Below are 25893 nucleotides of genomic sequence, written 5' to 3' on the forward strand. Positions count from 1 at the left end.
AGGTTTACATGTCATGCATAATTTGGAATGGGTGGTGGAATGATTAACCTATCTTTTCCTGACTTAAAGGGAGCAAGGGGAATGGAAATCAGACGATGAGTGGAACAGCCAGTAAAATCAATATCACCCAGCTGCTTATGATATTTGCCTTAACGAACGGACTTATCGATCATGTCATTATTAACCCGATGCTGCTGGATTCTTCCGGGCGGGATGCTTGGATTACCGTGCTCGTGACGGGCTGTGTCTTTATCGTGTGGTGCCTGCTGCTGGCCTGGATGATCAGAAAATCGGGGCAGCAGCAGTGGCATAAGTGGATCTCCGAGAAAACCCATCCCGCTCTTTCATGGATATTAATGATGCCGGTCTGTGTGATCCTGTACCTAATTGGAGCTACAACGGTGGTTCATACCGTGAAGTGGAATACTACGAACTACTTGCCGGATTCACATGCATTTGTACTAACGATCACCTTAGTGACCATCTGCTTCATGATTACCTTATGGGGTCTTCGGGTCATTGCTGTTACTTCGGGGGTCTTGTTCCCCATCGTCAGTATGCTGGGGGTATTCGTCAGTGTATTTAATCATTCGGAAAAGGACTACAAACTACTGACCCCGATTTTGGAAAAGGGGTGGGAGCCTGTTCTCGATGGAGTCCTCTATGCTTCAAGCGGGTTTATTGAGGTTATCTTCATCTTGATGCTGCAGCATAGGCTCAGCCAGAAGATCAAGTCATGGCAGGTATTTGCCTACAGTCTGTTTATTATTCTTATTATGCTTGGCCCCATTATCGGAGCGATCACCGAATTTGGACCCACAGAAGCATCCAACCAGATGACCCCTCCTTATGAACAGTGGCGGCTGGTGAAGGTAGGGGAATATCTTGAGCATGTTGATTTTTTCTCCATCTTTCAATGGATGTCGGGGGCTTGTATTCGAATTAGTCTCGCCGTCTACTTGCTTACGGATACCCTTAAACTTAAGGGGCGGGTACGCCGATGGGCTACCGCCATTATTATGGTCAGCTATCTGTTTGTTGGCATCATCCCAACGAATGATGATTCCTATTACCAATGGATGTATGACGTCTTCTTGCCGATTTCTTTCGGCATCTTGTTTGTTGTGACGTTGATCTGGATGGGCATTACGCTATTCGCCAAGCCTGCAAAACCTTTTCGAAAGGATGAGCCCCAATGACAGCACCGGCAGTCAGTATGAACTGGTCGGAAGAACGCTTGAAGCAGTTATATAAAGGCTCGGCTGATGTGTGTGTGAAGCCATGCCGGTTTGGGACAAGCGATAAGGCTGCTGTTGTGCTGGTCTATGCGATTGGTCTATGCGACACCGGACAAATTCATGAATTTGCTCTTCCTGTCCTTGCTGAATATTATGAGCGAGCTGGCAAAGTAACAGCAGAAGAGATCAATCAGCTGGTGTCTAGACTTTCTTTGTTCCCTTATAAGGGCAATCCTACTGTTGAGGAGATTGACGAAACGATCTTTGAAGGGGGGTTATTCCTTTATTTCGTGCAAGAGAAACGTTATTTCCGTATGGAAATAGCTGACCGTCCTCAGCGTATGCCTACGGAATCAAGTACGGAGATCTCTATTAAAGGTCCAAAGGACGGCTTTAATGAAGATATGTCAACGAATGTGGCGCTCATCCGCAAACGGCTGCGCAGCCACTCGCTGTATGTAAAGGAATACACGCTTGGCAAACGAACGAAGACGAAGCTTTCTTTGCTCTATTTCTCGGATATTATCAGCCCCAAGATATTAGAAGAGGTTCATAAAAGCCTGGAATCGATCGATACCGATGGGGTATACAGCATTAATCAGCTGGAAGAGGCCTTAACGGGCTCGAAGTATAAGTTTCTTCCTTTACTGGATTATACGGGCCGGCCAGACTACTGTGTAAACTCTCTGCTGTCGGGCCGGTTTCTCATTGTCATGGATGGCAATCCGCTTGTTATTGTGGGGCCGGCGGGATTAAGCTTGCTGCTTAAATCACCAGAAGATATTCATTTTAACTATACCTATATTTCATTCGCCCGGCTTATCCGGCTGTTCAGTCTGTTCATAACGGTATTTCTGCCAGGCATTTGGGTGGCGTTAATGGCCTTTCATCAGGATCAACTGCCGTTCCGGATTATGGCGACTATCTCAGTATCCCGGCTGGGGCTGCCTTTCTCGGCGCAAATAGAGATGTTTATTCTGCTGATGCTCCTTGAGATTTTCCGGGAGGCAGGGGTACGTCTCCCAACGTCAATTGGCCAGACTTTAACTTCGATCGGTGGTCTTATTATCGGAGATGCCGCAATCAGGGCGGGACTTGTCTCTCCTTCGGTTGTAGTAGTGGGTGCTATAACGGCTGTCTCAGGCGTAACGCTGGTCAATCAATCCTTAAGCACGGTAGTCAGCATTATCCGTCTATTCTTTTTCGTTCTCTCTTCCTTCCTCGGTATGTACGGAGTTATTCTGGGGATCGTTATTTTTATTGCCGTGATGGGCAGTCAGAGGTCATTCGGAGTCAGCTATCTCGCGCCGTTATCTCCACTTAAGCTTCGAGATTTAATCGGCTCGTTCCTCAGGCTGCCCTGGTTCTTGATGAAAAGGCGGCCAGTCAGCCTGCAGGATCAGGACGAGGAACGGTAGAGGAGTTGAAGGCGATGCGCTCTTTATTAGGAATATGTGTCCTTTGTTTGATGTGGGTGCCGCTGCTTCAAGGCTGCGCCAATTCCAGGGATATTCAGAACCTGGCTTATGTGACGGCACTTGGCATCGACTATGAGGATGGCAAGTACAAGACGTATGTGCAAGTGCTTAATTTCTCGAATATCGCCCGGTCCGAGAATACGCAGCTGGGAACAAAAGTACCGATCTGGATCGGCAAAGGGCAAGGAGATACCCTGGCCATTGCACTGACAGATACAAATGCGACTTCACAGTTTCCTTTGTTCTGGGGACATCTGAAGGCCGTAGTACTTAGTGAGAATATCTTGCGGAGGGACGGCAAAGAAACGTACAGCACGCTGAACCGCTTTTATGAGGTGCGCTATAATGTCCTGGTATATGCGACGAGGGAGAAGATGACTGATATCCTGACGCAAAGATCTTTGTTCAACCTATCTCCGCTCGACACTATTATGTACACAAGTATGCAGGTCCGCAGCCAAAGTCCTTATATCCTCTCCGCTTATGGCAACCGTCTGATTGCGAATATGAATGAGCCGGGCAACTCTTTCTATATGCCGTCGATTGCTATCAATAGAAGCACCTGGCTGGAGGAGAAGAAGCAGAAAGGAATGTTCGAGATGGACGGAGCTTACTTTTTCAATCAGGGGCGTTTAGTGGACCGGATGTCGGTTGATGAGCTGAAGGGCATACGGTGGGCGACAAGAAAGATTGTCAGAACGTCGCTTCAAGTTCCACTGGACGAGGGTAAGAAGGCTGTTATTTCGTTTACACACCCTAAGCTGAAAGTCAGGCCGAAGGTAACGGGCAGCGGGGATGTGACCTTTGATCTCTCTGTGACGGTAAACGGTACAATTAGGGAATCCTTTAATGCACCGATAAAGGAGCTTGAGCAGAAAGCGGAGCAGGCAATTGAAGACGAAATTCGGAAAACGTACCGGATCGCTTTATCGAAAAAATGTGATCCGTTCCAACTGGAAGAAGCGCTGTATCGCCAGAACCCGCGTGTCTTTCACAAGCTGAGCCAAGGGGGTAAATTTTTCTTGAACGAACACTCCCTCGGCAGCCTGCGCATCAAGGCTAATGTTACAAGTACAGGCAAATATAAAGAGGTTGTGAAATAACCAATTACAGTGTCTGGCCGCTGTCAACGGTAATGATCTGGCCGGTCATGGCTTCCTGTTCGAGAGCAGCGCATATGAGCTGGGCGATGTCCTCGGGCGTTGAGATTTGCTTCAGCAGCAGGTTAGGGGCAAGTGACTTCATCTGTTCCTCTCTGCCGTCCCACCACCTAGTTGCAACAGCCCCTGGCACAACACAGTTGACTCGAATGAGTGGAGCAAGGGCGCGGGCGAGAGATTTGGTGAGGCCGTGGACGGCGGCCTTAGATACTGCATAAGGCAGGGAAGACCCAGAGCCGGTTGTACCGGCAATACTGCCGAGGTTGACGATCGCCCCTTGTCCTTGCTTCCTCATGTGAGAGGCGACGGCTCTTGCACAGTAAAACATCCCCTTCACATTGACAGCTAGCAGCACATCCCATATCTCATCTGTTACGGCTTCCAGGTCTGGGAGCGGGATGTGGCGGGTAATGCTCGCATTATTGACGAGCAGATCCACTGTTCCATAGCAGTTTACGATCTGATCAACCATGGCTCTAACTTCGTTATCTTTCGAAACATCAGCCTGCATGGCAATGGACTGCCCGCCTAAGTCTTGAATTAGCTTCACGGTTTCTTCGGCTTCTTCTTTGGAGCGGGAGAAGTTAACTACGACAGAAACACCGCGATGAGCCAGGGCAAGGCAGGTTGCCCGACCGATGCCTGTGCCTCCACCCGTTACTAACGCCACTTTATTTTGCAGATTCATGGAATCTCCTCCTATGGATTACATTTATAAATAAATTGTATCTCTCAGCTTCCGATTTGTATAATTGAACATAATGAATATTTTGTTCAATATTATTGAACATAATTGGAGGAGAGATAACGGATGGATCTGAAGACGTTTAAGACGCTGCACACGATTGTGAAAAGCGGCAGCTTTCATCAGGCAGCGGAGGAGCTGAACTATGCGCAGTCAACGGTAACGATGCAAATTCAAAGGCTGGAGGCCGATTTGGGTGTACAGCTGTTTGAACGGGGGAAGAAAATAAAGCTGACGGAAGCGGGACGGGTGTTCTATGAGCAGAGTCTGGATATTACGTATCGGATGGAGCAATTACAGGCTCACCTATCGGAAATGCAAAATGGCGAGGCCGGCAAAGTGCGGCTTGGCGTAACAGAGCCGTCGGCCAGCTGCCGGCTGCCGATGCTGCTGCAGGCTTTTATGCGCGAGTATCCAAAAGTTGATGTGTCGCTGGAGATTGCTAGTACACCTGCGCTGGTAAGCAGCCTTAAGCAGGGAGAGCTGGATTTTGCTTTGTGCTCGCCACCCGAGGCTGGTGAGGAGCTGTATTTTCACCCGCTGTTTCAAGAGGAGTTTACGGCTCTGCTGCCGGAAGGTCACCTGCTTGCCGACTCTGAGAGCATTAGGTTAAGTGATCTGGAAGGACACCGGTTGTTAATTACAGCGGCGACCTGTCCCTATCGGAAGAGACTTGAACGAATGCTGCAGGACGCCGCTCAGCCCTCGATTGCGACGATGGAGATCGGCAGCATGACGGCGCTTAAGCATTATGTGGCAAGCGGATTTGGCATTGCTCTTGTTCCCCGAATTGCCTTAGACCCTTTGCCTGCCGGCACGTTGACGAGAGAGATCCGTGGTGAATCCATTGATATGCTTACAGGACTCTTGAGCAGAACAAATCCGCTTGGACATGCAGCAGTGAGGCTTTACGAGAATTTAAGGCAGAAGTTGGAAAGGATTTGAACCCTTGCATAGAGAAGGTATAATGTGGAAACGATAGAGCAAGGTTCGATCGTTCATCTAAATCTCAATGGAAGAGGGTAAACATTAATGTCTAATCTGAATATCGGTATTATTCTGGGTAGCACCCGCCAAGGCCGCGTAAGTCCGCAAGTAGGCGAATGGGTGAAGGGCATTGCTGACAAACGTGGCGATGCAAACTACGAAATCGTCGATATCGCTGAATACAAGCTGCCAATGTTTGGCGAGGTAGATGCAACGGAGCAGGCTACTGCTTGGAATACGAAGCTGGCAAGTCTGGACGGATTCGTATTTATCGTAGCGGAGTACAATCACAGCATTACGGCTTCTCTGAAAAATGCACTCGATTTCGCGCGTGATGCTTGGAACAATAAAGCTGCCGGCATCGTGAGCTATGGCTCGGTGGGCGGCGCCCGTGCAGCTGAACATCTGCGTGGCATCTTGGGCGAATTGTCGGTAGCGGATGTGCGCGTGCACCCGGCTCTGTCGCTGTTCACTGATTTCGAGAACGGCTCTGTATTCAAGCCAGCTGATCTGCATCTAACGAATGTGAACGGTATGCTCGACCAAGTTGTGGCTTGGAGCGGTGCATTAAGAACGCTTAGACAATAATTATCTGCTAGGAAGTAAACAAGGCTTTCCGCCATTACTATGGTGGAAGGCCTTGTTTTTTTATAATGTTAATTTTGTGTAATTTGTAACCTTCTTGTCCTATCATGCGTCTGTAGCACTGTCTTGAATTTCGTAAAATCAACACTACATCAAGGAGAGTGCTAAACGTGAAAAAACCAGTGTTTATTCTGTTATTTACGATCCTCATCGGCCTAACGCTGAGTGCCTGTTCTGAAAAAGGCAGCAACTACGATCCAAAGTTGTCGACACAAGAAATGATCGAGCAGCTTACGAAGCAATACGAGCAGCCGCCCCAAACTGATCTTGAGACAGCTGGGGTAAAAAATCTGTACCATTTGGACCCGGCACTTCTTGACACTTATACCATAAAGATTCCACTGATGAATGTGAAGACCAATGAAATTGCGGTGCTGAAAGCGAAGGATGCCAAGGACGTTGAGGCTATACAAGAAGGCGTGAAGCAGCGTGCGGCTGACGTTCAGAAGCAGTTCGAAACTTATCTGCCTGACCAATATGAGAATGCAAAAAATTATAAAGTAGTCGCACAAGGCAGCTATGTTCTGTTTGTCATTGGAGAGAATGCGGATGATATCGTAACCGCCTTCAATGGATTCTTCGAAACGAAGTAACCGGCTATGGTATTTAGCAGCCTGCTATTTCTGTTTGTTTTTCTGCCGGTGGTATTCCTGCTCTACTTCCTGTCACCCCGCAGGATGAAGAACCTTGTTCTTTTCCTGACAAGTCTAGTCTTCTACGCCTGGGGTGAGCCGGTCTATATTGTCATCATGCTGATCTCGACCGTTACGGACTACAGCTTTGGGCTCTTGTTAGACAAACCAGGTTGGGGGCCGAAGCGGAGGAAAGCAATCGTTGTTGCATCGGTCATTGTAAATTTGGCTCTGCTGTCTTATTTCAAGTATGCAGATTTCGCTATCCATAATGTGAATGCGCTGCTTGGAACCGATATTCCGCTGACTGAGCTTGCTCTGCCGATCGGCATCTCGTTTTATACATTCCAATCGATGTCCTACATTATTGACGTGTACCGTGGAACGGCCAAAGCGCAGCGTAACTGGATCGACTTTGGTACGTTTGTTGCCTTGTTCCCGCAGCTCGTCGCAGGGCCAATTGTGCAGTATAACACGCTGGCGGAGCAGCTGCGGGAACGCCGTGTGACGATGGAGATGTTCGCCGAGGGTGTGAAGCGCTTTATTATCGGCCTTGCCAAAAAGGTGCTGCTTGCAAATAACATCGGCTTGCTCTGGCATGCGATCTCGGACGCAGATGCAGGCACCTTACCGGTTCTGACCGCATGGCTTGGTATTATTGCATTTGCCTTCCAGATCTATTTCGATTTCAGCGGTTATTCCGATATGGCGATTGGACTTGGACTTATGTTTGGCTTCCGATTCAATGAGAACTTTAATAAGCCATACACGGCTCAGAGCATTACAGATTTCTGGCGCAGATGGCATATCTCGCTGAGCAGCTGGTTCAGGGATTATGTGTATATTCCTCTCGGAGGTAACCGGAAGGGGCTTAGTAAGCAGCTCCGCAACATTCTTATCGTCTGGGTGCTGACCGGGATTTGGCATGGTGCGGCATGGAACTTTATGCTGTGGGGCTTGTACTTTGGTGTCATTCTTATCTTCGAAAAATGGGCAGGGCTTCGGCTTCTCGCCCGGGCACCAAGATGGATCAGGCATGTCTATGCCAGTCTGCTTATTCTTATCGGATGGGTATTGTTCGCCTTTGATGAACTGCCGAAGGTCAGCGGCTACTTGAGAGCCATGTTTGGACTGAATGGGCAGCCGGTCTGGAACGACGGCACGATGTATTTTGTTTATACGAATGCCGTTCTGCTTGTTTTGCTTATTCTGGCCTCAATGGCTTGGAAGAGACAGCCTGTGGTGGAAGGAACGGAAAGACGTGTCGATGGCGTGCGTTCAGTGGCAAGCTTAGCGTGGCTGGTGCTGCTGTTCTTCCTTTCCGTCTCCTATCTCGTCGACGCGACGTTTAATCCGTTCCTGTATTTCCGTTTCTGACAGCAAGGGAGGACAACATGATGAAAAAGCAAACCGACCGGCTGCTCGCCATCTGGTTCGTCGCGACGTTACTTGTTCTAGCTCTGATTTTCCTCTTCTCACCTGCCAGCAAGTTCTCCGAGCTCGAGAACCGTTATTTGCAGGCAGCACCAAAGCTTACGTGGGATAACTTGATCTCCAAAAAATTCGCAGAGGAAGCGGAAACGTTCGTGACCGATCATTTTCCAATGCGCGGCGAGTGGGTGTGGATGAAGTCGCTGTCGGAACAGCTGAGGCTTCAGCAGGAAAACAACGGCATCTACAAAGGGAAGGACGGTTACTTGTTCGAGAAATTTACGAAGCCTGATTCGGCGCTGCTCGCGCAATATACAGATACGATAAAAGCATTTGCAGCTGCCCATCCGGACTCGGACATGAAGTTCCTGCTTGCACCAACCTCAATTGGCCTCTATCCGGACAAACTGCCATGGAAAGCGCCTTATGATCCGCAGGATCAGGTGAATGATGCCGCAGCGGAACAGTTGCAGGGGCTTGCGAATCTGACGTTTATGAATGGGTTCGACGTTCTGATGCCGCATGCCTCTGAGGATATTTATTACCGGACCGACCATCACTGGACAACACTTGGCGCCTATTATGCTTATGAAGCGTATGCGAAACAGATGGGGTGGACGCCGCATCCCGTGACGGATTATGAAATAAAGACGGTCAGCGATTCCTTCCTCGGAAGCTACGATACGCGAGGACAATTCAGCCTTGTCAAACCGGATTCTATAGAGAAATATCTGCCGAAGCAGCCGGTTGGAACCTCGGTATATGTAGCTGATACGGACACAACAACAGATAGTCTGTACGACGACAGTTATCTGGCGAAAAAGGATAAGTACTCGTATTTTCTAGGCGGGGTTCATGCACTTATGACCATTACGAGTGATATTCCACAGGGCGAAGAGGATTTGGACAAGCTGCTGGTGATCAAAGATTCGTATGCACACAGCTTCCTGCCTTTCTTGACGCAACATGTGAAAGAGATTCATGTCATTGATATGCGCTATTACAACGGAAGCATCGGGGATTACATGGAGCAGAATGGCATCAGCCATACGCTGCTGTTGTTTAACACGGCGACGTTCGCGGAGAATGGCGAGATCTTAAAGCTAAACAAATAAACGAGATCATAATAGGGAGAGTTCTTTCATGAAAAAACGCGCGATTATTCTTCTACTATCCACGATGATTCTGGGCGGCGTGTTAAGTGCTTGCAGCAGCAATAACAACAGTAATACGGGGGCATCGCCAAGTCCTACTGCTACAGTGAGTCCAAGTGAAGAAAGCCCATCGGTAAGTCCAGATACGGAGCCAAGTGAAGAGGCTGGGGAGACGCCAAGCGAAAGTCCTTCGGCGAGCCCAAGCCCTAGTGCATCACCTTCACCTAGTGCTACCCCTGAGCCAAGCAAGACGCCAGCTCCAACGAAAGAGCCTGCCGCAACGAAGAAGCCGTCTGAGCCTACGAAGAAGCCAGCTGCAACGCCGGCGCCAAGCGCGAAGCCATCTGCAACGCCAAAGCCATCGCCGAAGCCAACGGTTAAGCCAAGTCCAAGTCCGGCTGCGGATGCGAGTGCAGGTGATGTGATCGAAGCGATGCTGAAAGCCGTGGAACAGCCCGCTCTTATGGCGATGACTGCCGATGATGTGAAGAATATGTATGGCATCGATACGTCAACCCTTGCTGACTTCTCCGCACGTATGCCGATGATGAATGTGAAGACGAACGAAATTGCGGTATTTAAAGTGAAGAAAGAAAAGGATATCGATGCCGTTAAGAAAGGCATGGTAAGTCGTGCTGAAACGGTTCAGAAGATGTTCGAGACCTATCTGCAGGACCAATACGAGAATGCGAAGAACTATAAAATAGTCGTACAAGGCAACTACGTCCTATTCGTCATCTCGGAAAGTGCGGATGATCTCGTGAAAGCTTTTAAAGCGGCGTTAAAATCATAATAAAGATAAAGGCCATGATCTCTACTGAACAGAGATCACGGCCTTTTTTACTAAAGTGTTACTTGATACCGAACTTAATGAACGAATCTACGATATGACGGCGGAGCAGCAGATAGATGATCAGAACCGGCAGACAAGACACGGTAGTGGCGGACATTAAGGAGCCCCACATATTCGTGTCCGAGTTGACGAACAGCTTCAGACCAATCTGAATCGGCGAGTTTTCCATCTTCTTTGTGATCAGCATCGGCCAGAGATACTCATTCCATGCGTTGATGAAAGAGATGATGCCAAGCGACGCGATCCCCGATTTGATGTTAGGAATAATAAGCCGCACCAGAATGTCCCAATCATTCATGCCGTCGATACAAGCTGCTTCAATCAGAACGCTAGGGAACGACTGAAACGATTGATATAACGACAGAATTGCAAAGGTAGAAACGCAGAACGGAAGCACGATACCAAGCATGGAATCATTAAGTCCCATGTTATTAACGAGTACATAGTTCGGAATCATGATGGCCTGGAACGGAATCAGCCAGGTCAGGCTCAGGATCGAGAAGATCAATCCCTTGCCGCGGAATCTCCAGCGGACGAGAGCGTAAGCCGCAAGCAGGCTTGTTACCAGTTGGAGAAGCGTCATGAGAATCGAGATGCCAAACGAATTAAAGATCATTCGGACAATCGGCATTTGGGAAAAAGCATACGTATAGTTGCTAAAGGTCGGTGCTTTCGGGAAAAAGCTGGATGTGAAAATCTCAGACTCGTTCTTGAGTGAGGAATTAACCATCCAGTACAGCGGAATAATCGCAATGATGCACATCAGAGCCAGCACCCCATGCCGCAGGATTGCCGCTACCGGGGATCGTTTGTTCATCGATAACTCTCCTTCACCATTAATTGTCGTAGAACGACAGCTTGCGGGATACTGCATTGAGCAGCAATGCGATTGCGCCAAATAGGAAGAAGAATACAAGCGCAGCTGCCGAGCTGAAGCCAACATTCAAGTTCGAGAATGCGTAGCGGTACATTTCGTAATAGATGTTTGTTGAAGTGCCGTATGGACCGCCAGTTGTTAGGATATCGATATAAGCAAATGTCCATTGACTGGAGAACAGGATACTCATCATCAGCATGAACATAATCATTGGCGACATGAGTGGTACAGTGACGTTAATGAATTGGCGCAGGCTCGAAGCACCGTCAATGGCAGCAGCTTCGTAGTATTCCCGGTTAATGCTGGTTAAGGCAGCCGAGAACATTATGACGCTGAAGCCGATCATTTTCCAGCCGGTAATGAATAGAATAATCCACTTCGCATAATGCGCGTCGGAGAAAAAGGCGATAGGCTGATCAATCATGCCCATCTTGAGCAGGATGTGGTTGACTACACCGTTGGACGGATGGAATAACCACCGCCAGATGGCGCTGACCGACACAGGGGCCAGAATCATCGGGATAAAGAAGATACCGCGGTAAACGTTTTTCATTTTGCCGTTCATGTTGTTCGTGACGACGGCAAGGACAAGCGGAATAAGAATCGAGAACGGCAGAAGCCCTACCGTGTAGAAGACGGTGTTGCCAATAGAATCGATAAAGGCCGGGTTATGGAACAGGCGATCGAAATTATCGAGACCAACAAATTTCTTTTCAGTCCCAGGAACCATGTTCCACTTATGAAAGGCCAGATAGAAGGTCGTAATTAACGGCTTATACATCCAGACGCTTAGCAAAATAAGAGCAGGAGCCAAGTAGAGGAACGGTTTAATACGCCGCCACAGCTTAGCTTTATTTAGACTTCTTCTTGCGATTGCGGGGTTCCCCTTTAAAGGGGGGGCATACGAGTTTTCGATAGTTTGGCTCATAACGATTCCTTTCTTATGGAGGAGCAATCTCTCCAGTGTTATGGCTGCTATTAAGGCATCATACTGTTGATTTGGTCTTGTGCTTCTTTAAGGGTTTTTTCTACATCTGCATCCGTGCTGACTGATTTGACAATCGCATCCGTGAAGGCAGTAGCCATCTCTGTTGCACTTTCACCTGGCCAGATCGCAACCGGTTGAATGCGAGACAGCTGCTCAAGGTTGATTTTGTACAGCGGGTTCTGCTCAACAAAGTCCTTCAGACCGTTCGGATCATCAGCAAGACCAGTACGAAGCGGCAGGTAACCGATTTGGGACGTGATGATCGTATAACCTCTGTCACCTGTTACGAACTTGATAAACTCCCATACCGCTGCATTTTTCGTCGGTGAATCCGGGCGAACAGCCAGCACAGAACCGGAGTTAACAGGAATCGATTCCTTGTCTCCGAATTGCGGAAGCGCTCCGCCGTATACTTTCCAGCCACCTGCTTCAGAAGCTTTCTTAATGCCGCTGTACAGCGATGTAGAAGAAACATACATACCGAGGTTACCAGCCATGAATTGCTCAGAAACTTCAGCGTCCGTACCTTTAGCAGATGCACCGTTCGTGTACAGGTCTTTCCACATCGAGATGGCATCTACACTTTCCTTATTCGCGAACTCAGCTTGCTTGTGGTCTTTGGACAAGACATGGCCGCCGTTGCTTAAGATCAGGCCTTCCGTTACCCAGCCGTTCTGTGGAGAGAGACCAAATCCGTCTTTGCCTGTTTTTTCTTTAATTTGAAGTGATGCTTTTTTAATGTCATCCCAAGTCTTCGGCGGATTAGCCGGATCGAGACCAGCTTCTTCGAACAGCTTGCCGTTAATGAAGACGATTGGCGTACTGAACGTGAAAGCAAGTCCGTACATTTTACCGTCGATTTTGCCAAGCTCAAGCGCGTTTGGCGAGATACCCTTCAGGTGCTCATCAAGCTCAGCTTTTGGGAATACGTCCTCATAAGCTTTAAAGCCAAGTCCAAGACGGGAGCTGTCCAATAAGTTAAAGGTATGCTGAACAACGTCAACCTCTTTGCCAGCCGAAATATCCGCTTTGTATTGTTGGAAGGTTGCATCAGGCACGCCTTCAACAATAACGCCTTTTTCTTTGCCGACCGTGTCGTTAAACTCTTTAATCAGCTGCTCCATACCAGCCTTCATCGTAGGATAAGCAAGGCTGTAGGAATAGAACGTCACTTTCGTTGGATTCGCTGGGTCGAGCGTTCCGAGTTCAACTTGATTTGCTGCCTTGTTGTTGTCTCCCGACGCATTTGCATTGCCGGATGTGTTATTCGATTCGCTGTTCGCTCCGCAAGCACTGGTCAAGAGGAGTGAGCCTACCGTCATAAGGGCGATAGCGCCTTTTGCCAAACGTTTCATTTGTTATTACCCCCGCTATAATTTTGGTTGGATACTATTCCAAGCAATAGTCCTGAATCTGCTGTCTGAGCGCTTCATCAATGCCGAACTCTTCCAATAAATAACGTTCGAATGTTTCGTACTCACGAGTAATGCTGTCTAGTGATGCCTTCAGGTAGATTTCCTGCAGCAGCATCGCTTCTTCAAGAGCTTTGAGATCTTCCGTGCTGACATATTTGGCTGCCATGTCGAACATTTGCTGATGGAATTTCTCAAGCGTCACATTAGACAGCAAGTAATCTTCCAATACTGCCTCATAAGGTACGCCAAGCGTCAACAAGATCAGCATGCTGCCAACACCCGTACGGTCGCGGCCGCCGGCGCAGTGATGAACAAGCGGCAGATTCACTTCAGGTTTACTTACCAGCTCCATCAGTTGCTTGTAGGAAGCGTTCCGAATCGGAAGAGCTGCGTACAAGTCGATGAGCATGGTATTGGAAAACTGCTTATGAAGCCCATTTGCAAATACTTGCTCAAGATCCATATGGGGAGCATCCTCAGAAGCGAGGTTCGCGGGAATACGGATATTAACCGCTTGTCCAATCTGCGGATCTGGCTTCTGCTCCGCTTCGCCAAGGTTGCGGTAATCGAAAACATGGCGGAAGTTGATCTCATTAAGTAAGAGATGATCTTCAGCAGTCAGCCCAGTTAATTCCGCTGCGCGGAATAACAGGCCTTTCTTGACGGTACGGCCATTTGCCGTCCGGTGACCGCCCATATCGCGGAAATTAAACACCCCTTGAAGGGGGAGCAAGCTTGCAGGCATAACTTGATTCGTCATGATGAAAGGAACCTTCTTTCTATTCGTTGTGGGCAGCTGCTGCTTCAAGGGAGAAGCGGAAAAACTCTTCCTGCATGCCAGGCAAAGCAATGGATTGTACAGTAATCCCTTCTTCGAAGACGGAGACGATGTTGTAGCCGCAGAAGTCGACCATCTTGAATTGATTGTCTTCAGCTGCTTCACCGCCAAAGGCTGTTCCCGTTGCCGCAACGTTGCAGATTCCTTTATAGGTGCCTACATTGTTGGTATGCACGTGGCCGGCCACAACGCCGATGACGTCTGTGCCTTCAAGCACAGCACCCAGTTGTTCACGGTTAGCGAGCAGGTGGTCGGCAGGCATGCCGTTAATATTAAGCAGTGGATGATGAAGGGCTACGATTGTACCATTCTCAGCCGGTGTACGGAGCGTTTCTTCAAGCCAAGCCAATTGCTCGGTATCGATCTCACCGTGGTGATGGCCCTTGATTTGGGAATTCAGGCCGATCAGACGAACGCCTTGAATCGTGTGGGAGTAAAAATACGGCTGCTCGGAGGCCTCTTCCTGCAGGAAGCCCTCGCGGAATGGAGCACGGTGGTCATGGTTGCCAAGTACAACATAGACAGGTACATTCAGCAGTGCCGAACCTTCGTCAACAATCGTGCGGATGTATGCATAATCCTGAACATTTCCTTCATGCGACAAGTCGCCTGTAATGACAACAAAAGCAGGGGAAACTTTAGAATCATGAATATGGGCGAATACGCTTTTTACTTTTTCAGCTAGATTGAGCTTAGAAAACATATTGTCGGTATGAGGTGCATTCATATGCGTGTCTGTCAGGTGAATGAATTTCAGCTTTTCCATGGTTAGGGCCTCCTATTGTTCGGATCTATAAAAGATTAGTGGTACTGTGGTTCGTAATTTTCAACCGCGTCAACGCCATCCAGGTGAATAACCCGGTAGGTTGGAACACCGTTTTTCATCGTTACCCACAGAATCAGGTTCTCGTCTGAACGATTGCCGCCATGCGTCAAACCGCCGGTACGGCCAAGCTGAATGTATTGCTTGGAAGCTTCGGAATCATTCGTATATTCAAGGGAGTGGAAGTGACCGGCGAATACCGTGTAGGAGCGGCCCTCAAGCATACGCTCGATTGCTGCGAAATCAGCATTGTCCGATTTCCAGCCTGGCTTATGCATGGTCACAAAGGTGTGCTTCACATCCCGGTTGTTCTCTAATACTTCTTGGAAGAAGGCAAGCTGCTCTTCACCGATGGCGATATCGAGCTTGCTGAGCGCTGCGGCTTCCTCAGGTGACATCGTCGCCATGCCGCTGAACAACTCTTGAAGTGGTGTAGTTGGGTGTTGTTTGAACAGCTCTGTTGCCTTCTTAATGGTGTCGAGGACGAGATCAGGGAACTCATGAGGCGGATTCTCGGTATTTACGACCAGGTAGAGGACATCATTCAATCGGAATGCATAATATTCGAAGCCTTTGCGGGCTCTCCAGACGTCAGCCATCATGGGATTGCCGTAATCATGGTTGCCGACCACTTGGAAGAAAGGAACGCCGGTCGCTGCTATTTTTGCATCAATCTCGTCCCACTCTTCATGAACGTCGGCTGGATCACGCCAGTAACCTTCGATCAAGTCACCAACGGAGAGGATAAAGCTAGGCTTGAGGTCAGTCAGCAGGTCCAGTGCTTTCTCGAATACGCCAGGTGTTGCCAGACCACAGCGGTCTCCTACTACTGCGAAGGAAAAGTCTCCTGCAGGCAGTTGTGGAAGCTCGCCAAACCATGGACGTTTATCTGTTGAGAAGTTTTTTTCATCGAACCAGATCCCCGATATTTGCTTGCCTAATTGAATGGTTGTCATCTTGTATTTCCTCCTCATAACTTTTTGCTTCTTGCTTAGTATGCAGGTTGTATGTAAGTCGTGTGTAATCGTGAGATTGAATATTTGTAAAATTCAAAAACAAAACCGGAAGCTCAGAGAGCTTCCGGTTTGTGCGATCTATGAACTTATTTCATCAAGCCATGGACGATAAAATGCTCGTGAGTATCCGAGTATTGCTCGGATATGGCGGCTTTGGCTGCGGCGATATCACCGCTCATTATGGCTTCGTAAATTCTGCGGTTCGTTTGAACAGAGCGGCTAGGCTGGTATTGGGGATATTTTATGCGATAGGATACGGTACTGAACACATAACGGCCACGATATAGCTCCATAATTTGCAGCATACTTTCATTATGGATGGTACGGAGAATCGTCTCTGTGAACTGCAAGCTGTTATTGTAGTAGCCGTAATAATCGCTTTGCTCCATAGCTAATTGCTGCTGCTCTAGTATTTGAGCCATGGCTTCCAAGTCAAAGGTTAGCTTGCGTTTAACGGCTGTATCCAGCACGAACAGCTGCATGGACACAAGAACCTCATACATCTCGCTGAATTCATGGGCGGATACTTCCTTCACCATGACGCCTCTTCCCCGGAAGGATCCCACAAGCCCTTCCCGCTCTAATAAGGAGATAGCAGCTCGGATTGGCGTCCTGCTCATGCCAAGATTAACAGCAAGCTCGTTCTCTGACAGCATAGAGCCAGGCATATATGCTGCCCGCATAATCCGCTCCCGGATTTCACGGTAAGCAGTTGTTTCCAAAGAGGTTGAAGACATATCAGCAGTTTCCTTTGTAAGTTTTTAGCTTAATAGTAACAAATATTCTAAAAAGAATGCTATAGGGCCACTAAGCAATATGGCAGTCCTGTCTTCTGCAGTCACTATTGCGCAGCAGCCTCCTCCGGATCCCCGCCATTATCAAGGACTCTTGAGTCATCCAAATGAACAGTCGGCGAGCCTTCGCCTTGCTGAATATTACCATCTACTGTCACATGAATCAGATGATAGTCACCGCTTCCTCCATCTATAATCACATTCCCTCTAATATGCATATTCCGCAATGTAATGTCAGGAGAGGCCAACGTCACGTTCCCATATATCGTTTCGACCGCCGAGTCTAACCCGTAGGTGCCTGGAGCCGAATAAGTTCGGTTTACAATTCCTGATTTCAGCATCGCATCAATTAGAAAGACAGCGCTTGCACGGGTGACGGGAGCAGCGGGCCTGAAAGTGCCGTCAGGATAGCCTTTAATAATCCCCTTTTCAGCGAGGCTAGCAACCGCTCCCTGATCCGCTTCGAGAATCAGGTCCTTATCCTTGAAGGGAGGCACCTTCTCTCTTGGCAGTTCCAGATGGACGAAGGATGCCAGCATCAGAGCCGCTTCCTGCCGTGAAATGATTTGCAGAGGCATGATCCTGCCGTCTTCGAAGTCGGTTATGTAATCTGCTTTCACGGCTTTAGAGAATTCGGTGTAGAACCAGTCCGTTGTAGATACATCTTGGAAGGAGAGGGGGGCCGTATCCGTCAGCTCGAAGGCTCTGTTCATCAGCGATACCATCTCCGCCTTTGTCACAGGCTCATTTGGCTTGATTGTGCCATCCGGATAACCTTGAAGCCAGCCTAAGTCGAGCCATTCCTTTAATGCTGGGGCGGCCCACGATTGTTCCGCTTCTTCGTATGCCGTCCTTGAGGCGGCGTAGCCCGTTACTGCAAAGGTAAGGAGACAACATCCTATAAGCAGCGGTATCAGAGGTTTCCATCGACTCATCCACGCATCACTTCCCTTCCCGATTTGTTCTCCTATTAAAGTGTACGAGATCACAAATGCAATAGCTGTCGAATGGAAGTGGGAGGCTGTGCGAATAATAGGAGGACGATGAATGACAGGTAAAGGATGGATAATGGATGGCAAATCCGTTTCATGTATTTAAGAAGGATGTAGGTTATTTTCTGAAAAATAGGATGCTTATCGTTACGTTTATTGGCGTTGCCCTCGTTCCGATGCTGTATGGCGGTTTCTTGATTAAGGGGAATTGGGACCCGTACGGCCAGCTTCAAGATCTGCCCGTTGCCGTTGTTAATCTGGACAAAGGAGCGGAGTATGAAGGAAAGCCGCTGAATGTCGGCGAGGAGTTTATAGAGGAATTGAAGGATAATGAAACCTTCGATTGGCGCTTTGTAAGCGAACAGGCTGCCAAGGAGGGGATGATTAGCAACCTTTATTACGCGACGATTACCATACCTGCCGAGTTCTCAGAGAATGCGGCTTCCTTAACGAGTGCAACTCCTAAGAAGGCAGATATTATTTTCGAATCGAACAGCTTCTACAACTTTATATCCGGGCAGATCAGCGAAAATGCGACAAAGGAGCTGCGAAACAAGCTGTCGCAAAACCTCACCGAAGCGTACTCCAGAAGCATGCTTTCGCAATTCACGGCTTTATCGGATGGACTCTCCCAGCTAGCTAAAGGTGCTTCCGATCTTCATGACGGAGCCGTTCAGCTCGATAATGGAGCGGGCACGTTGAGCAGCAAACTGCATGAGTTGTCCAGCGGAGCCGCGAAGCTTCACTCCAGCATTGGTCAGCTTCAGGATGGAGCATCGCAGCTGAATACGGGGCTGCAAAAGCTGAGCAGCAGTGCTGCAGCGCTATCCAGCGGGGCAGAGCAATTAGGCGCTGCGTCAACGCAGCTCCAGCAGGGGGCGGATAAGCTGGCGGATGGAACGGGACAGTTGAAGGACGGCATAGGATCGGCGAAGGATGGTGCGGATGCTCTTTATGCTGGTATTCAGAAGCTGATAGACAGCCACGAAGAACTAGCATCCGATCCGGCATTGCAGGCGTTGCTCGCTGGCAGTAAGCAGTTAAGTGATGGGCAGAGCAAGCTGCTGCAAAGCGCAACGCAGCTCGCCGCAGCACAAGGTCAGCTGCAGGGTGGGCTCAAGCAATTAGGGGCGAAGTTTCCTGCGTTTGTCTCGGGCAGTAAGCAGCTTGGACAAGGGGCAGTACAGCTGGCACAAGGCGCGAAGAAGCTAAAGGACGGCATCGGCCAATTCTCTGCTGGAAGCGGTACGCTCGCAAGCGGGGCTTCCCAGCTGGCAACTGGAGCTGACCAGCTTGGTACAGGTGCTGATAAGCTGGCATCGGGCTCGGCGCAATTGGCGGATAAGCTATCTGATGCCGCGAAGCAGACGGCGAGTCTTCATGCAGACGAGAAGACCATCCAGATGGTCGCCGAGCCGGTAACGATAGTAGCGAATGATGACCGGAAGGTCCGGCTGTATGCCAACGGGATATCGCCTTATTTTCTATCGATGGCCTTATTCGCTGGTTCGCTTGTCTTCACGACAATGTTCTCGGCGAGACGATCTTCGTCGGACGAGGCAGACGGTTTTCCATTGTTTCTCAGCAAGCTGCTCACCTTCGGGGTGATGAGTCTAGCGCAGTCCCTTATATTAAGCACGGTTATTCTGTACGTGCTGGGATTAAAGGTGCAGAGCGTGCCGTTATTTTATATGTACACCGTATTAACCGGGTTTACGTTTATATTTGTTGTCCAGACCTTTGTGACCTGGCTCGATAACCCCGGCCGGTTCGTGGTGCTGCTGCTCATGATCTTCCAGCTTGTCTCAAGCGCGGGCACCTTCCCGTATGAGCTGCTGCCGAGCTGGGCGCAGGCGATGAATCCGTGGCTGCCGATGACCTACAGCATTCGCGGCTACAGGGATGTGATATCGAGCGGCGACTTCGCTCATATGTGGTCGCAGGCCGGGCGGCTTGCCTTTTACATTGCGATCTTTATCATGCTGACGAGCCTGTATTTCGCAATGACCAAGAAACGGGATAGGGATGAGCAGCAAATGCCTGTGAAAATTTAGATTACCTGGTAGACTGGATCTCATACAGTGAAAAATGGACAGGAGTGTTAGATAGGTAGTCTAAATTGGATTCTGTGCAGTCAAAATACCTTCCCTGGCAGTTGTAGAGTCCTTTGAAGTGAATTTGACTGTACAAAATACAATCTACGTACGTCGTCCATACGATCAACCTAGGATTCACTGTACTAGCTCCAACGTAGGGAATGTATTAATTCCGGATTGTCACGTAACGACAGGATTGGTATGGTCCAAAAAGCATTATTTATCAGTTGCGGCGCAAAGGTTCCGGCAGTTTGTAATCGATTATTTCAAAAATCTTGAGGGGGCTTAATTCCTGCTCCGCATATCTCTTCTATAATAGCGCTTACAGATGACAATTTATTCTGGTTTACTCTCCATATGGGGAGGCTTGTCTGCCTATAGGTAGTCTTATGTAGAATTTTGTGATAACATATTGACTTAAAGAGAACGTGAACGAGTACATACGCCCATTCCGTTCGGGCCGATAGATCTGCCGGTTGGAACCGCATAACAGCAGTTGAATTGGGTATGATTGAAAGGTCTAGTCATTTATTCGAGGAGGATTTAACAATGGCATTGGAATCAATGAAAGACATGTTGAACAAAGCTTTGCAAGGCGGTTACGCTGTTGGTCAATTCAACATCAATAACCTGGAATGGACTCAAGCAATCCTTGACGCTGCTCAAACAGAGCAATCCCCAGTAATCCTGGGCGTATCTGAAGGCGCAGCTCGTTATATGGGCGGCTTCAAAGTTGTTACGAACATCGTATCCGCTTTGATCGAAGAAATGAAAATCACTGTTCCAGTTGCAATCCACCTGGACCATGGTTCCAGCGTTGACAAATGTAAAGCAGCTATCGACGCTGGTTTCACTTCCGTAATGATCGATGCTTCGCATGATCCATTCGAAGACAACGTTCGTATCACTAGCGAAGTTGTTGCTTACGCTCACGAGCGCGGCGTTTCCGTAGAAGCTGAACTGGGTACAGTTGGCGGCCAAGAAGACGACGTTATCGCTGAAGGCGTTATCTACGCTGATCCTAAAGAGTGCCAAGAGCTTGTACAACGTACAGGTATCGACTGCCTGGCTCCAGCCCTCGGTTCCGTTCATGGCCCTTACAAAGGCGAGCCAAAACTGGGCTTCAAAGAAATGGAAGAAATCTGCCAAACAATCAAATTGCCACTCGTATTGCACGGTGGTACTGGTATCCCTACTGAGCACATCAAACGTGCGGTTTCCCTGGGTACTGCAAAAATCAACGTGAACACAGAGAACCAAATTGCGTTCACTAAAGTTGCTCGTGAAATCCTGACTGCGGATTCCGAAGTTTACGATCCACGTAAATTCTTGGCTCCAGGTCGTGAAGCGATCAAACAAACAGTTATGGGTAAAATCCGCGAGTTCGGTTCTTCGAACAAAGCGTAAGTTATCCTTATACGAAAAGGCTGAACACTGCGAATAGCAGCTGTTCAGCCTTTTTTTTGTTATGTCACGCATCTGCATAATTTGGCGCTGTAGATCCATCCTATTATGTAAGTGTTGTTGCAAGGAGGTTACGCAAATGAATGAAAGTATGTTCCATCTATCTTATATTATTTTGTTTGGTGTGCTGCTGGCGGCCGGACTTGTTGCTATGGGTTGGATGATTTACCACCGTAGAAAGAGAAAGATACGTTAAAGATAGCCCCTGTATAAAAGCCATGACTGTCCACCTTAGGAGTGGAGTTCATGGCTTTTTTTGGTGACTGCAAATATTCGGTCGATAGGTTATCGAATTGCGATATAATAGAGTCAAATTTATGGGGCAAGGGGATACCGGGGATGAACAAGACAGCGGAAAGCAACAAGTTAATGAAAGCCGATACGGTGAATACGGCCGTTATTCCAGCGACAAAGCTGGAAGAGGACAGCTACGATTGGTGGGAGCGGCATGATCAGGTGCTGAAGATTAAGAATGAAATTAACCCTGAGATTGTGCTGATCGGAGATTCCATTACACATTTCTGGGGAGGACTCCCGGAGTCGACAACTAAGCACGGTGAGGGACAAGCATGGGAATCCGTCTTTGGCGGGCGGCGTGTTCTGAATCTTGGCTTTGGCTGGGACCGGACGCAGAATGTACTTTGGCGCCTTGATAACGGGCAAATGGAGGGACTGTCTCCTGAGTGGGTAGTTATCAATATTGGTACGAACAATACGAGTGAGACCGATAATGCTCGTGCCAGTTCAGCAGAAGAAGTCCGAGACGGGGTGCGTGCAATTATGGAGCGAGTTCGGACATATGCTCCTTCGGCACGCATTATTCTGATGGCGGTATTCCCGCGAGAAGAATCGCCGGAGGATCCGCGCCGAAAGCTGATCGGTCAAATGAATGTGCTGTATGCCGATTTGGCTGCGGAGCTGGGCGTAAGGTTCCTCGATATCGGGCAATCGATGCTAGCCGCAGACGGTACCCTGCCGAGAGAGATCGCTTTTGATACCTGCCATCTTACAGAGCAGGGGTATCAGCTGTGGGCAGACGCGCTCCGCAAAGAGATGGATACGGGGTCGAAATAGAGCCAGGGTTATGAATGCCGTCCGATGGGGACGGCTTTTTTTATTCCGTACATTTACAGTGGCAGCTTCGAAAAAACTCCTTTCCGCCTAAGACGGAAAAACCGTACTACAGCGCATATGAGATAGTGCGGAGGCCGATTAGAGGGTGAATAAGACGGAAAAACCGTACTACAGCGCATATGAGATAGTGCGGAGGCCGATTAGAGGGTGAATAAGACGGAAAAACCGTACTACAGCGCATGTGAGGTAGTGCGGAGGTCGATTAGAGGGTGAATAAGACGGAAAAACCGTACTACAGCGCATGTGAGGTAGTGCGGAGGTCGATTAGAGGGTGAATAAGACGGAAAAACCGTACTGCAGTGTTTAGTCCTAGTGTGTGACAAAAACGTCACTTTAGAATCCCTTACTTCGATGGATGCCCGCTCTTGATATGTCTATATTAATAGATAGAAAGAGGAGAGGGGCTTTATCATGGAGACAGTTATCCAAACCAAAAATTTGTCCAAAAGCTACGGAGCGACGCCAGTATTGAAAAACATTGATATAACGATACAGTCAGGTGAGCTGACTGCGATTATGGGGCCTTCGGGATCCGGAAAGTCAACGCTGATGAATGTGTTGTCTACGATTGATCAGCTCAGCGGCGGCGAGGTATGGATTGAGGGGAAATCGCTGCTCGATATGAAGAAGAAGTCGCTGCGGCAATTCCGGCAGGAGCGGATGGGTTTTATTTTTCAAGACTATAATCTGCTCGATACGTTGACGGTAAAAGAAAATATTCTGCTTCCGCTGTCACTTCGTAACTACAAGGCAGAGGAGATGGAAGCTAGGCTCAAGCCGATTCTCGAAGCGCTACATATTGAAGGGCTGCTCGAGAAATACCCGAACGAAATATCCGGCGGGCAAAAGCAGCGGGTAGCTTCGGCACGCGCCATCATTACAGAGCCGGCAATCGTCTTCGCCGATGAACCAACGGGTGCACTAGACTCGCGTTCCGCAACCCAATTGCTTGAGCAGCTTGTATCGCTTAACGCAGCATTTCATACAACAATTATGATGGTCACACACGACAGCTATGCGGCGAGTTACTGCAAGCGGGTTATTTTCCTGCGGGATGGTGCAATTGTTAGTGAAATTTATGCAGGTGAGCAGCCACAGAAGGCATTCTACGAGCGCATTCTGGAGACGCAAAGCCTAATAGGGGGCAAGCTGCGATGAGCCTGCTCGATCTTACGATTCGGAATGTGAAAAGGAACTTCCGTCTGTATTCGATTTATTTACTGTCTATGATTATTGGCGTCATCATTCAATATACCTTCTCGTCATTGATGTTCAATCAGGATATTATCGATGCTATGCAGAACCGCGAGATGTTCCAGACGGGTATGGCGATCGCCTCGATCGTTATCTTCCTGTTTAATATTTTCTTTATTCTATATGCGAATTCATTCTTCATGCGGCAGCGGAAAAAGGAATTCGGCATGTACCTCTTGTACGGATTGAAAGAACGACAAATTGTACGTATGGTCTTTTATGAAACGCTGATAATGGGTGTAATTTCATTGGTTATAGGGATATTGCTGGGAGGGCTCTTATCGAAGCTGTTTGGCATGCTGCTCATGAACTTAATGCAGTATGATCAGGTGGTGTCACTATCCTTCCCGCTTGGGGCAATGGCAGCAGCGGCGGGAGTTATCCTCCTTATCGCCGTAATCGTCAGCGTGCAAAGCTATGTTCTCGTGAACCGAGTGCAGCTGACCGAGTTATTCCATGCGAATCAAAAGGCAGAAAAACCTGTTCGCGTATCCGCAGCAATGGCGATTCTAGCTGTTTTCTTGATTGTTATGGCATTTGTACTAATTTGCAGCGGTCAAGGCTCCGCAGTCTGGAAGGATTACGGAACGTACAGTATGATCGCCACTGCAATCGGCATTATCGGTGGAACTTACTTGTTCTTCCGTCAGTTCGCAGGATGGCTCTTGCGGCTGATCAGCCGCCGAAAAAAATATCATGAGGGAAACACCGTACTTTGGACGTCCTCGCTGCGTTTTCAGATCAGAGGCAATACGCTTAACCTAACCTTTATTTCCTTGTTTAGTGCGGTTATTATCATGCTGCTTTGTTTTGTGACCATTAACTATAAGGTTCAATTTGAAGCGGTTGGCATGAATGTACCAAATGACATCGCGTATGAGTCGCTCGATCCTTCCACGAATGAGCAGGTTGAGGAAACGATTAATAGCTCAGATCATGAAATCCGGTACCATCTGAAGCCAGAGGCATTAGTTGTAAGTCCAGTTACAGATCGGGGCATCGCCTTTGATAATCCGGAGTATTATATTCCTGGCTTATGGCTCATTGCGGAGAAAGACTATAATGAATTAATAGCACTTCGTGGCGATAAAGAGCAGGTTGATCTGCAGGGTATGGAGGCAGTATCTCTAGCGCAAGGATCGGATTTTCCGAAGACGTTTGCCGCTGGGGAGAGACCAAGCTTTACGGTAAAGGCAGATGAAGAGAAGACTTTTACGATTAGCATGAAGAAGGACTATGCCTACCTTGGCTGGGCTACCGATCCGGTCTTGGCGATGGATAAGAAAGCAGCGGTGTTCGTGATTTCGGATGAAGCATACCAACAATTAGCCAGCCATGCGGATAAGAAGACATTCGAGATCTACGGGCTGACAGATGCGAAAAATGCAGATGAGTTGTCGAAGCAAGTACATGCGATTGTCTCCAAAACGGAGGGTACGTACTACTCCTCATTCGCTGATGTGTACTCCAAGCAGATCGAGAGTTCCTCCCTTCTGCTGTTCGCAGCCGGATTCCTTGCTCTAATAGCGACCTTCGCACTGGCGAGCGTGATCTACTTCAAGCAGCTTCGCGAAGCGACCGAAGAACGGCTCCAGTATTCGATATTGCGCAAGCTAGGCGCCGAGAACAGTCAGTTCCGCAGTGTGATCCGTAAGCAGCTGCTGTTCGTCTTCCTGCCGCCAATCGTGCTTGGGCTGCTGTACAGCTGGACCATTATCAAATACTTCATTCTTGATTCCGTGAAGGATTTCCCGGAGCTGCCTGGCATCGTATGGAGCATTATGGGGATCTACTTCCTGATCTATCTGGTGTTCTACTCGTCTTCGACGAATCTCTATTACCGGATAATTAATAGGAATTCATAAATAAACAGAAGCCC

Annotated in this window: 23 protein-coding genes and 1 pseudogene; 15 read left to right on the forward strand and 9 right to left on the reverse strand. The window is 48.5% G+C overall.

Going from position 1 to position 25893, the window contains the following annotated elements:
- Positions 1–95 precede the first annotated feature (95 nt).
- From AB4Y93_RS22775 to AB4Y93_RS22785, 3 genes are read left to right on the forward strand one after another with little or no spacing between them, the layout of a single operon-like run.
- Positions 96–1199 carry an endospore germination permease gene (locus AB4Y93_RS22775; protein ID WP_441895346.1) on the forward strand — a complete coding sequence of 368 codons (1104 nt, stop codon included), beginning with the start codon at positions 96–98 and terminating at the stop codon, positions 1197–1199.
- A complete protein-coding gene (locus AB4Y93_RS22780) occupies positions 1196–2656 on the forward strand; it encodes a spore germination protein (RefSeq protein ID WP_441895348.1) in 1461 nt (486 codons plus the stop codon). The genes AB4Y93_RS22775 and AB4Y93_RS22780 overlap by 4 nt, the downstream gene beginning before the upstream one ends.
- A gap of 14 nt (positions 2657–2670) precedes the next feature.
- Entirely contained in the window at positions 2671–3819 is a 1149-nt protein-coding gene (locus tag AB4Y93_RS22785; protein ID WP_441895349.1) for a Ger(x)C family spore germination protein, read from the forward strand.
- Positions 3820–3823: 4 nt separating this feature from the next.
- Here the strand turns inward: AB4Y93_RS22785 and AB4Y93_RS22790 are convergent, their stop codons facing one another.
- Positions 3824–4564: an SDR family NAD(P)-dependent oxidoreductase gene (locus tag AB4Y93_RS22790; RefSeq protein WP_441895351.1), complete on the reverse strand. Its 741-nt coding sequence runs from the start codon at positions 4562–4564 to the stop codon at positions 3824–3826.
- 123 nt (positions 4565–4687) lie between these two features.
- Between AB4Y93_RS22790 and AB4Y93_RS22795 the strand changes: the two genes are divergently transcribed.
- The 6 genes from AB4Y93_RS22795 to AB4Y93_RS22820 all read left to right on the forward strand — a co-directional run bounded on the left by AB4Y93_RS22795 (position 4688) and on the right by AB4Y93_RS22820 (position 10263).
- On the forward strand, positions 4688–5566 hold the full coding sequence (locus tag AB4Y93_RS22795; protein ID WP_441895353.1) for a LysR family transcriptional regulator: 879 nt from the start codon (positions 4688–4690) through the stop codon (positions 5564–5566).
- A gap of 87 nt (positions 5567–5653) precedes the next feature.
- Positions 5654–6196, forward strand: a complete 543-nt coding sequence (locus AB4Y93_RS22800; RefSeq protein ID WP_441895355.1) for an NADPH-dependent FMN reductase — start codon at positions 5654–5656, stop codon at positions 6194–6196.
- Positions 6197–6363: 167 nt separating this feature from the next.
- Positions 6364–6846, forward strand: coding sequence for a DUF4358 domain-containing protein (locus AB4Y93_RS22805; protein ID WP_441895357.1), 483 nt, complete (start codon positions 6364–6366; stop codon positions 6844–6846).
- 6 nt (positions 6847–6852) lie between these two features.
- The gene (locus AB4Y93_RS22810; protein WP_441895359.1) at positions 6853–8262 is read left to right on the forward strand and encodes an MBOAT family O-acyltransferase; all 1410 of its coding nucleotides are present in this window, start codon (positions 6853–6855) and stop codon (positions 8260–8262) included.
- Positions 8263–8279: 17 nt separating this feature from the next.
- On the forward strand, positions 8280–9431 hold the full coding sequence (locus AB4Y93_RS22815) for a DHHW family protein (RefSeq protein ID WP_441895361.1): 1152 nt from the start codon (positions 8280–8282) through the stop codon (positions 9429–9431).
- Positions 9432–9459: 28 nt separating this feature from the next.
- Positions 9460–10263 (forward strand): DUF4358 domain-containing protein, encoded by an 804-nt coding sequence (locus tag AB4Y93_RS22820; RefSeq protein ID WP_441895362.1) that lies wholly within the window; start codon positions 9460–9462, stop codon positions 10261–10263.
- Positions 10264–10321: 58 nt separating this feature from the next.
- Here AB4Y93_RS22820 and AB4Y93_RS22825 read toward each other — a convergent pair whose 3' ends face one another.
- The 8 genes from AB4Y93_RS22825 to AB4Y93_RS22860 form a co-directional block, all read right to left on the reverse strand.
- Positions 10322–11140 (reverse strand): carbohydrate ABC transporter permease, encoded by an 819-nt coding sequence (locus tag AB4Y93_RS22825; RefSeq protein ID WP_441895364.1) that lies wholly within the window; start codon positions 11138–11140, stop codon positions 10322–10324.
- A 19-nt stretch (positions 11141–11159) separates the two neighbouring features.
- Entirely contained in the window at positions 11160–12128 is a 969-nt protein-coding gene (locus AB4Y93_RS22830; RefSeq protein ID WP_441895366.1) for a carbohydrate ABC transporter permease, read from the reverse strand.
- Between the two features lie 50 nt (positions 12129–12178).
- Entirely contained in the window at positions 12179–13543 is a 1365-nt protein-coding gene (locus AB4Y93_RS22835) for an ABC transporter substrate-binding protein (RefSeq protein ID WP_441895368.1), read from the reverse strand.
- A 34-nt stretch (positions 13544–13577) separates the two neighbouring features.
- Complete coding sequence (locus AB4Y93_RS22840) at positions 13578–14363, reverse strand: tyrosine-protein phosphatase (RefSeq protein ID WP_441895370.1); 786 nt, start codon at positions 14361–14363, stop codon at positions 13578–13580.
- A gap of 19 nt (positions 14364–14382) precedes the next feature.
- Positions 14383–15207, reverse strand: a complete 825-nt coding sequence (locus AB4Y93_RS22845) for a metallophosphoesterase family protein (protein WP_441895372.1) — start codon at positions 15205–15207, stop codon at positions 14383–14385.
- 35 nt (positions 15208–15242) lie between these two features.
- Entirely contained in the window at positions 15243–16220 is a 978-nt protein-coding gene (locus AB4Y93_RS22850) for a metallophosphoesterase family protein (RefSeq protein ID WP_441895374.1), read from the reverse strand.
- Between the two features lie 146 nt (positions 16221–16366).
- Positions 16367–17017, reverse strand: a complete 651-nt coding sequence (locus tag AB4Y93_RS22855; protein WP_441895375.1) for a GntR family transcriptional regulator — start codon at positions 17015–17017, stop codon at positions 16367–16369.
- A 104-nt stretch (positions 17018–17121) separates the two neighbouring features.
- Entirely contained in the window at positions 17122–18009 is an 888-nt protein-coding gene (locus tag AB4Y93_RS22860; protein WP_441895376.1) for an S-layer homology domain-containing protein, read from the reverse strand.
- 137 nt (positions 18010–18146) lie between these two features.
- Here AB4Y93_RS22860 and AB4Y93_RS22865 point away from each other — a divergent pair, with 137 nt between their 5' ends.
- The 6 genes and pseudogenes from AB4Y93_RS22865 to AB4Y93_RS22890 all read left to right on the forward strand — a co-directional run bounded on the left by AB4Y93_RS22865 (position 18147) and on the right by AB4Y93_RS22890 (position 25879).
- Positions 18147–20120: a YhgE/Pip family protein gene (locus AB4Y93_RS22865; RefSeq protein WP_441895378.1), complete on the forward strand. Its 1974-nt coding sequence runs from the start codon at positions 18147–18149 to the stop codon at positions 20118–20120.
- A 220-nt stretch (positions 20121–20340) separates the two neighbouring features.
- Positions 20341–20451 (forward strand): annotated as a pseudogene (locus tag AB4Y93_RS22870) (LysR family transcriptional regulator); the annotation flags it as partial.
- 260 nt (positions 20452–20711) lie between these two features.
- Complete coding sequence (locus tag AB4Y93_RS22875) at positions 20712–21569, forward strand: class II fructose-bisphosphate aldolase (protein ID WP_441895380.1); 858 nt, start codon at positions 20712–20714, stop codon at positions 21567–21569.
- A 396-nt stretch (positions 21570–21965) separates the two neighbouring features.
- Positions 21966–22700, forward strand: coding sequence for a GDSL-type esterase/lipase family protein (locus tag AB4Y93_RS22880; RefSeq protein ID WP_441895382.1), 735 nt, complete (start codon positions 21966–21968; stop codon positions 22698–22700).
- Between the two features lie 471 nt (positions 22701–23171).
- The gene (locus AB4Y93_RS22885; RefSeq protein WP_441895385.1) at positions 23172–23918 is read left to right on the forward strand and encodes an ABC transporter ATP-binding protein; all 747 of its coding nucleotides are present in this window, start codon (positions 23172–23174) and stop codon (positions 23916–23918) included.
- The gene (locus tag AB4Y93_RS22890) at positions 23915–25879 is read left to right on the forward strand and encodes an FtsX-like permease family protein (RefSeq protein ID WP_441895387.1); all 1965 of its coding nucleotides are present in this window, start codon (positions 23915–23917) and stop codon (positions 25877–25879) included. Before AB4Y93_RS22885 ends, AB4Y93_RS22890 begins: the two co-directional genes overlap by 4 nt.
- The last annotated feature ends 14 nt before the right edge of the window (positions 25880–25893 follow it).

It is taken from the genome of Paenibacillus sp. YAF4_2 (assembly GCF_052113225.1).
Lineage (GTDB): Bacteria > Bacillota > Bacilli > Paenibacillales > Paenibacillaceae > Pristimantibacillus.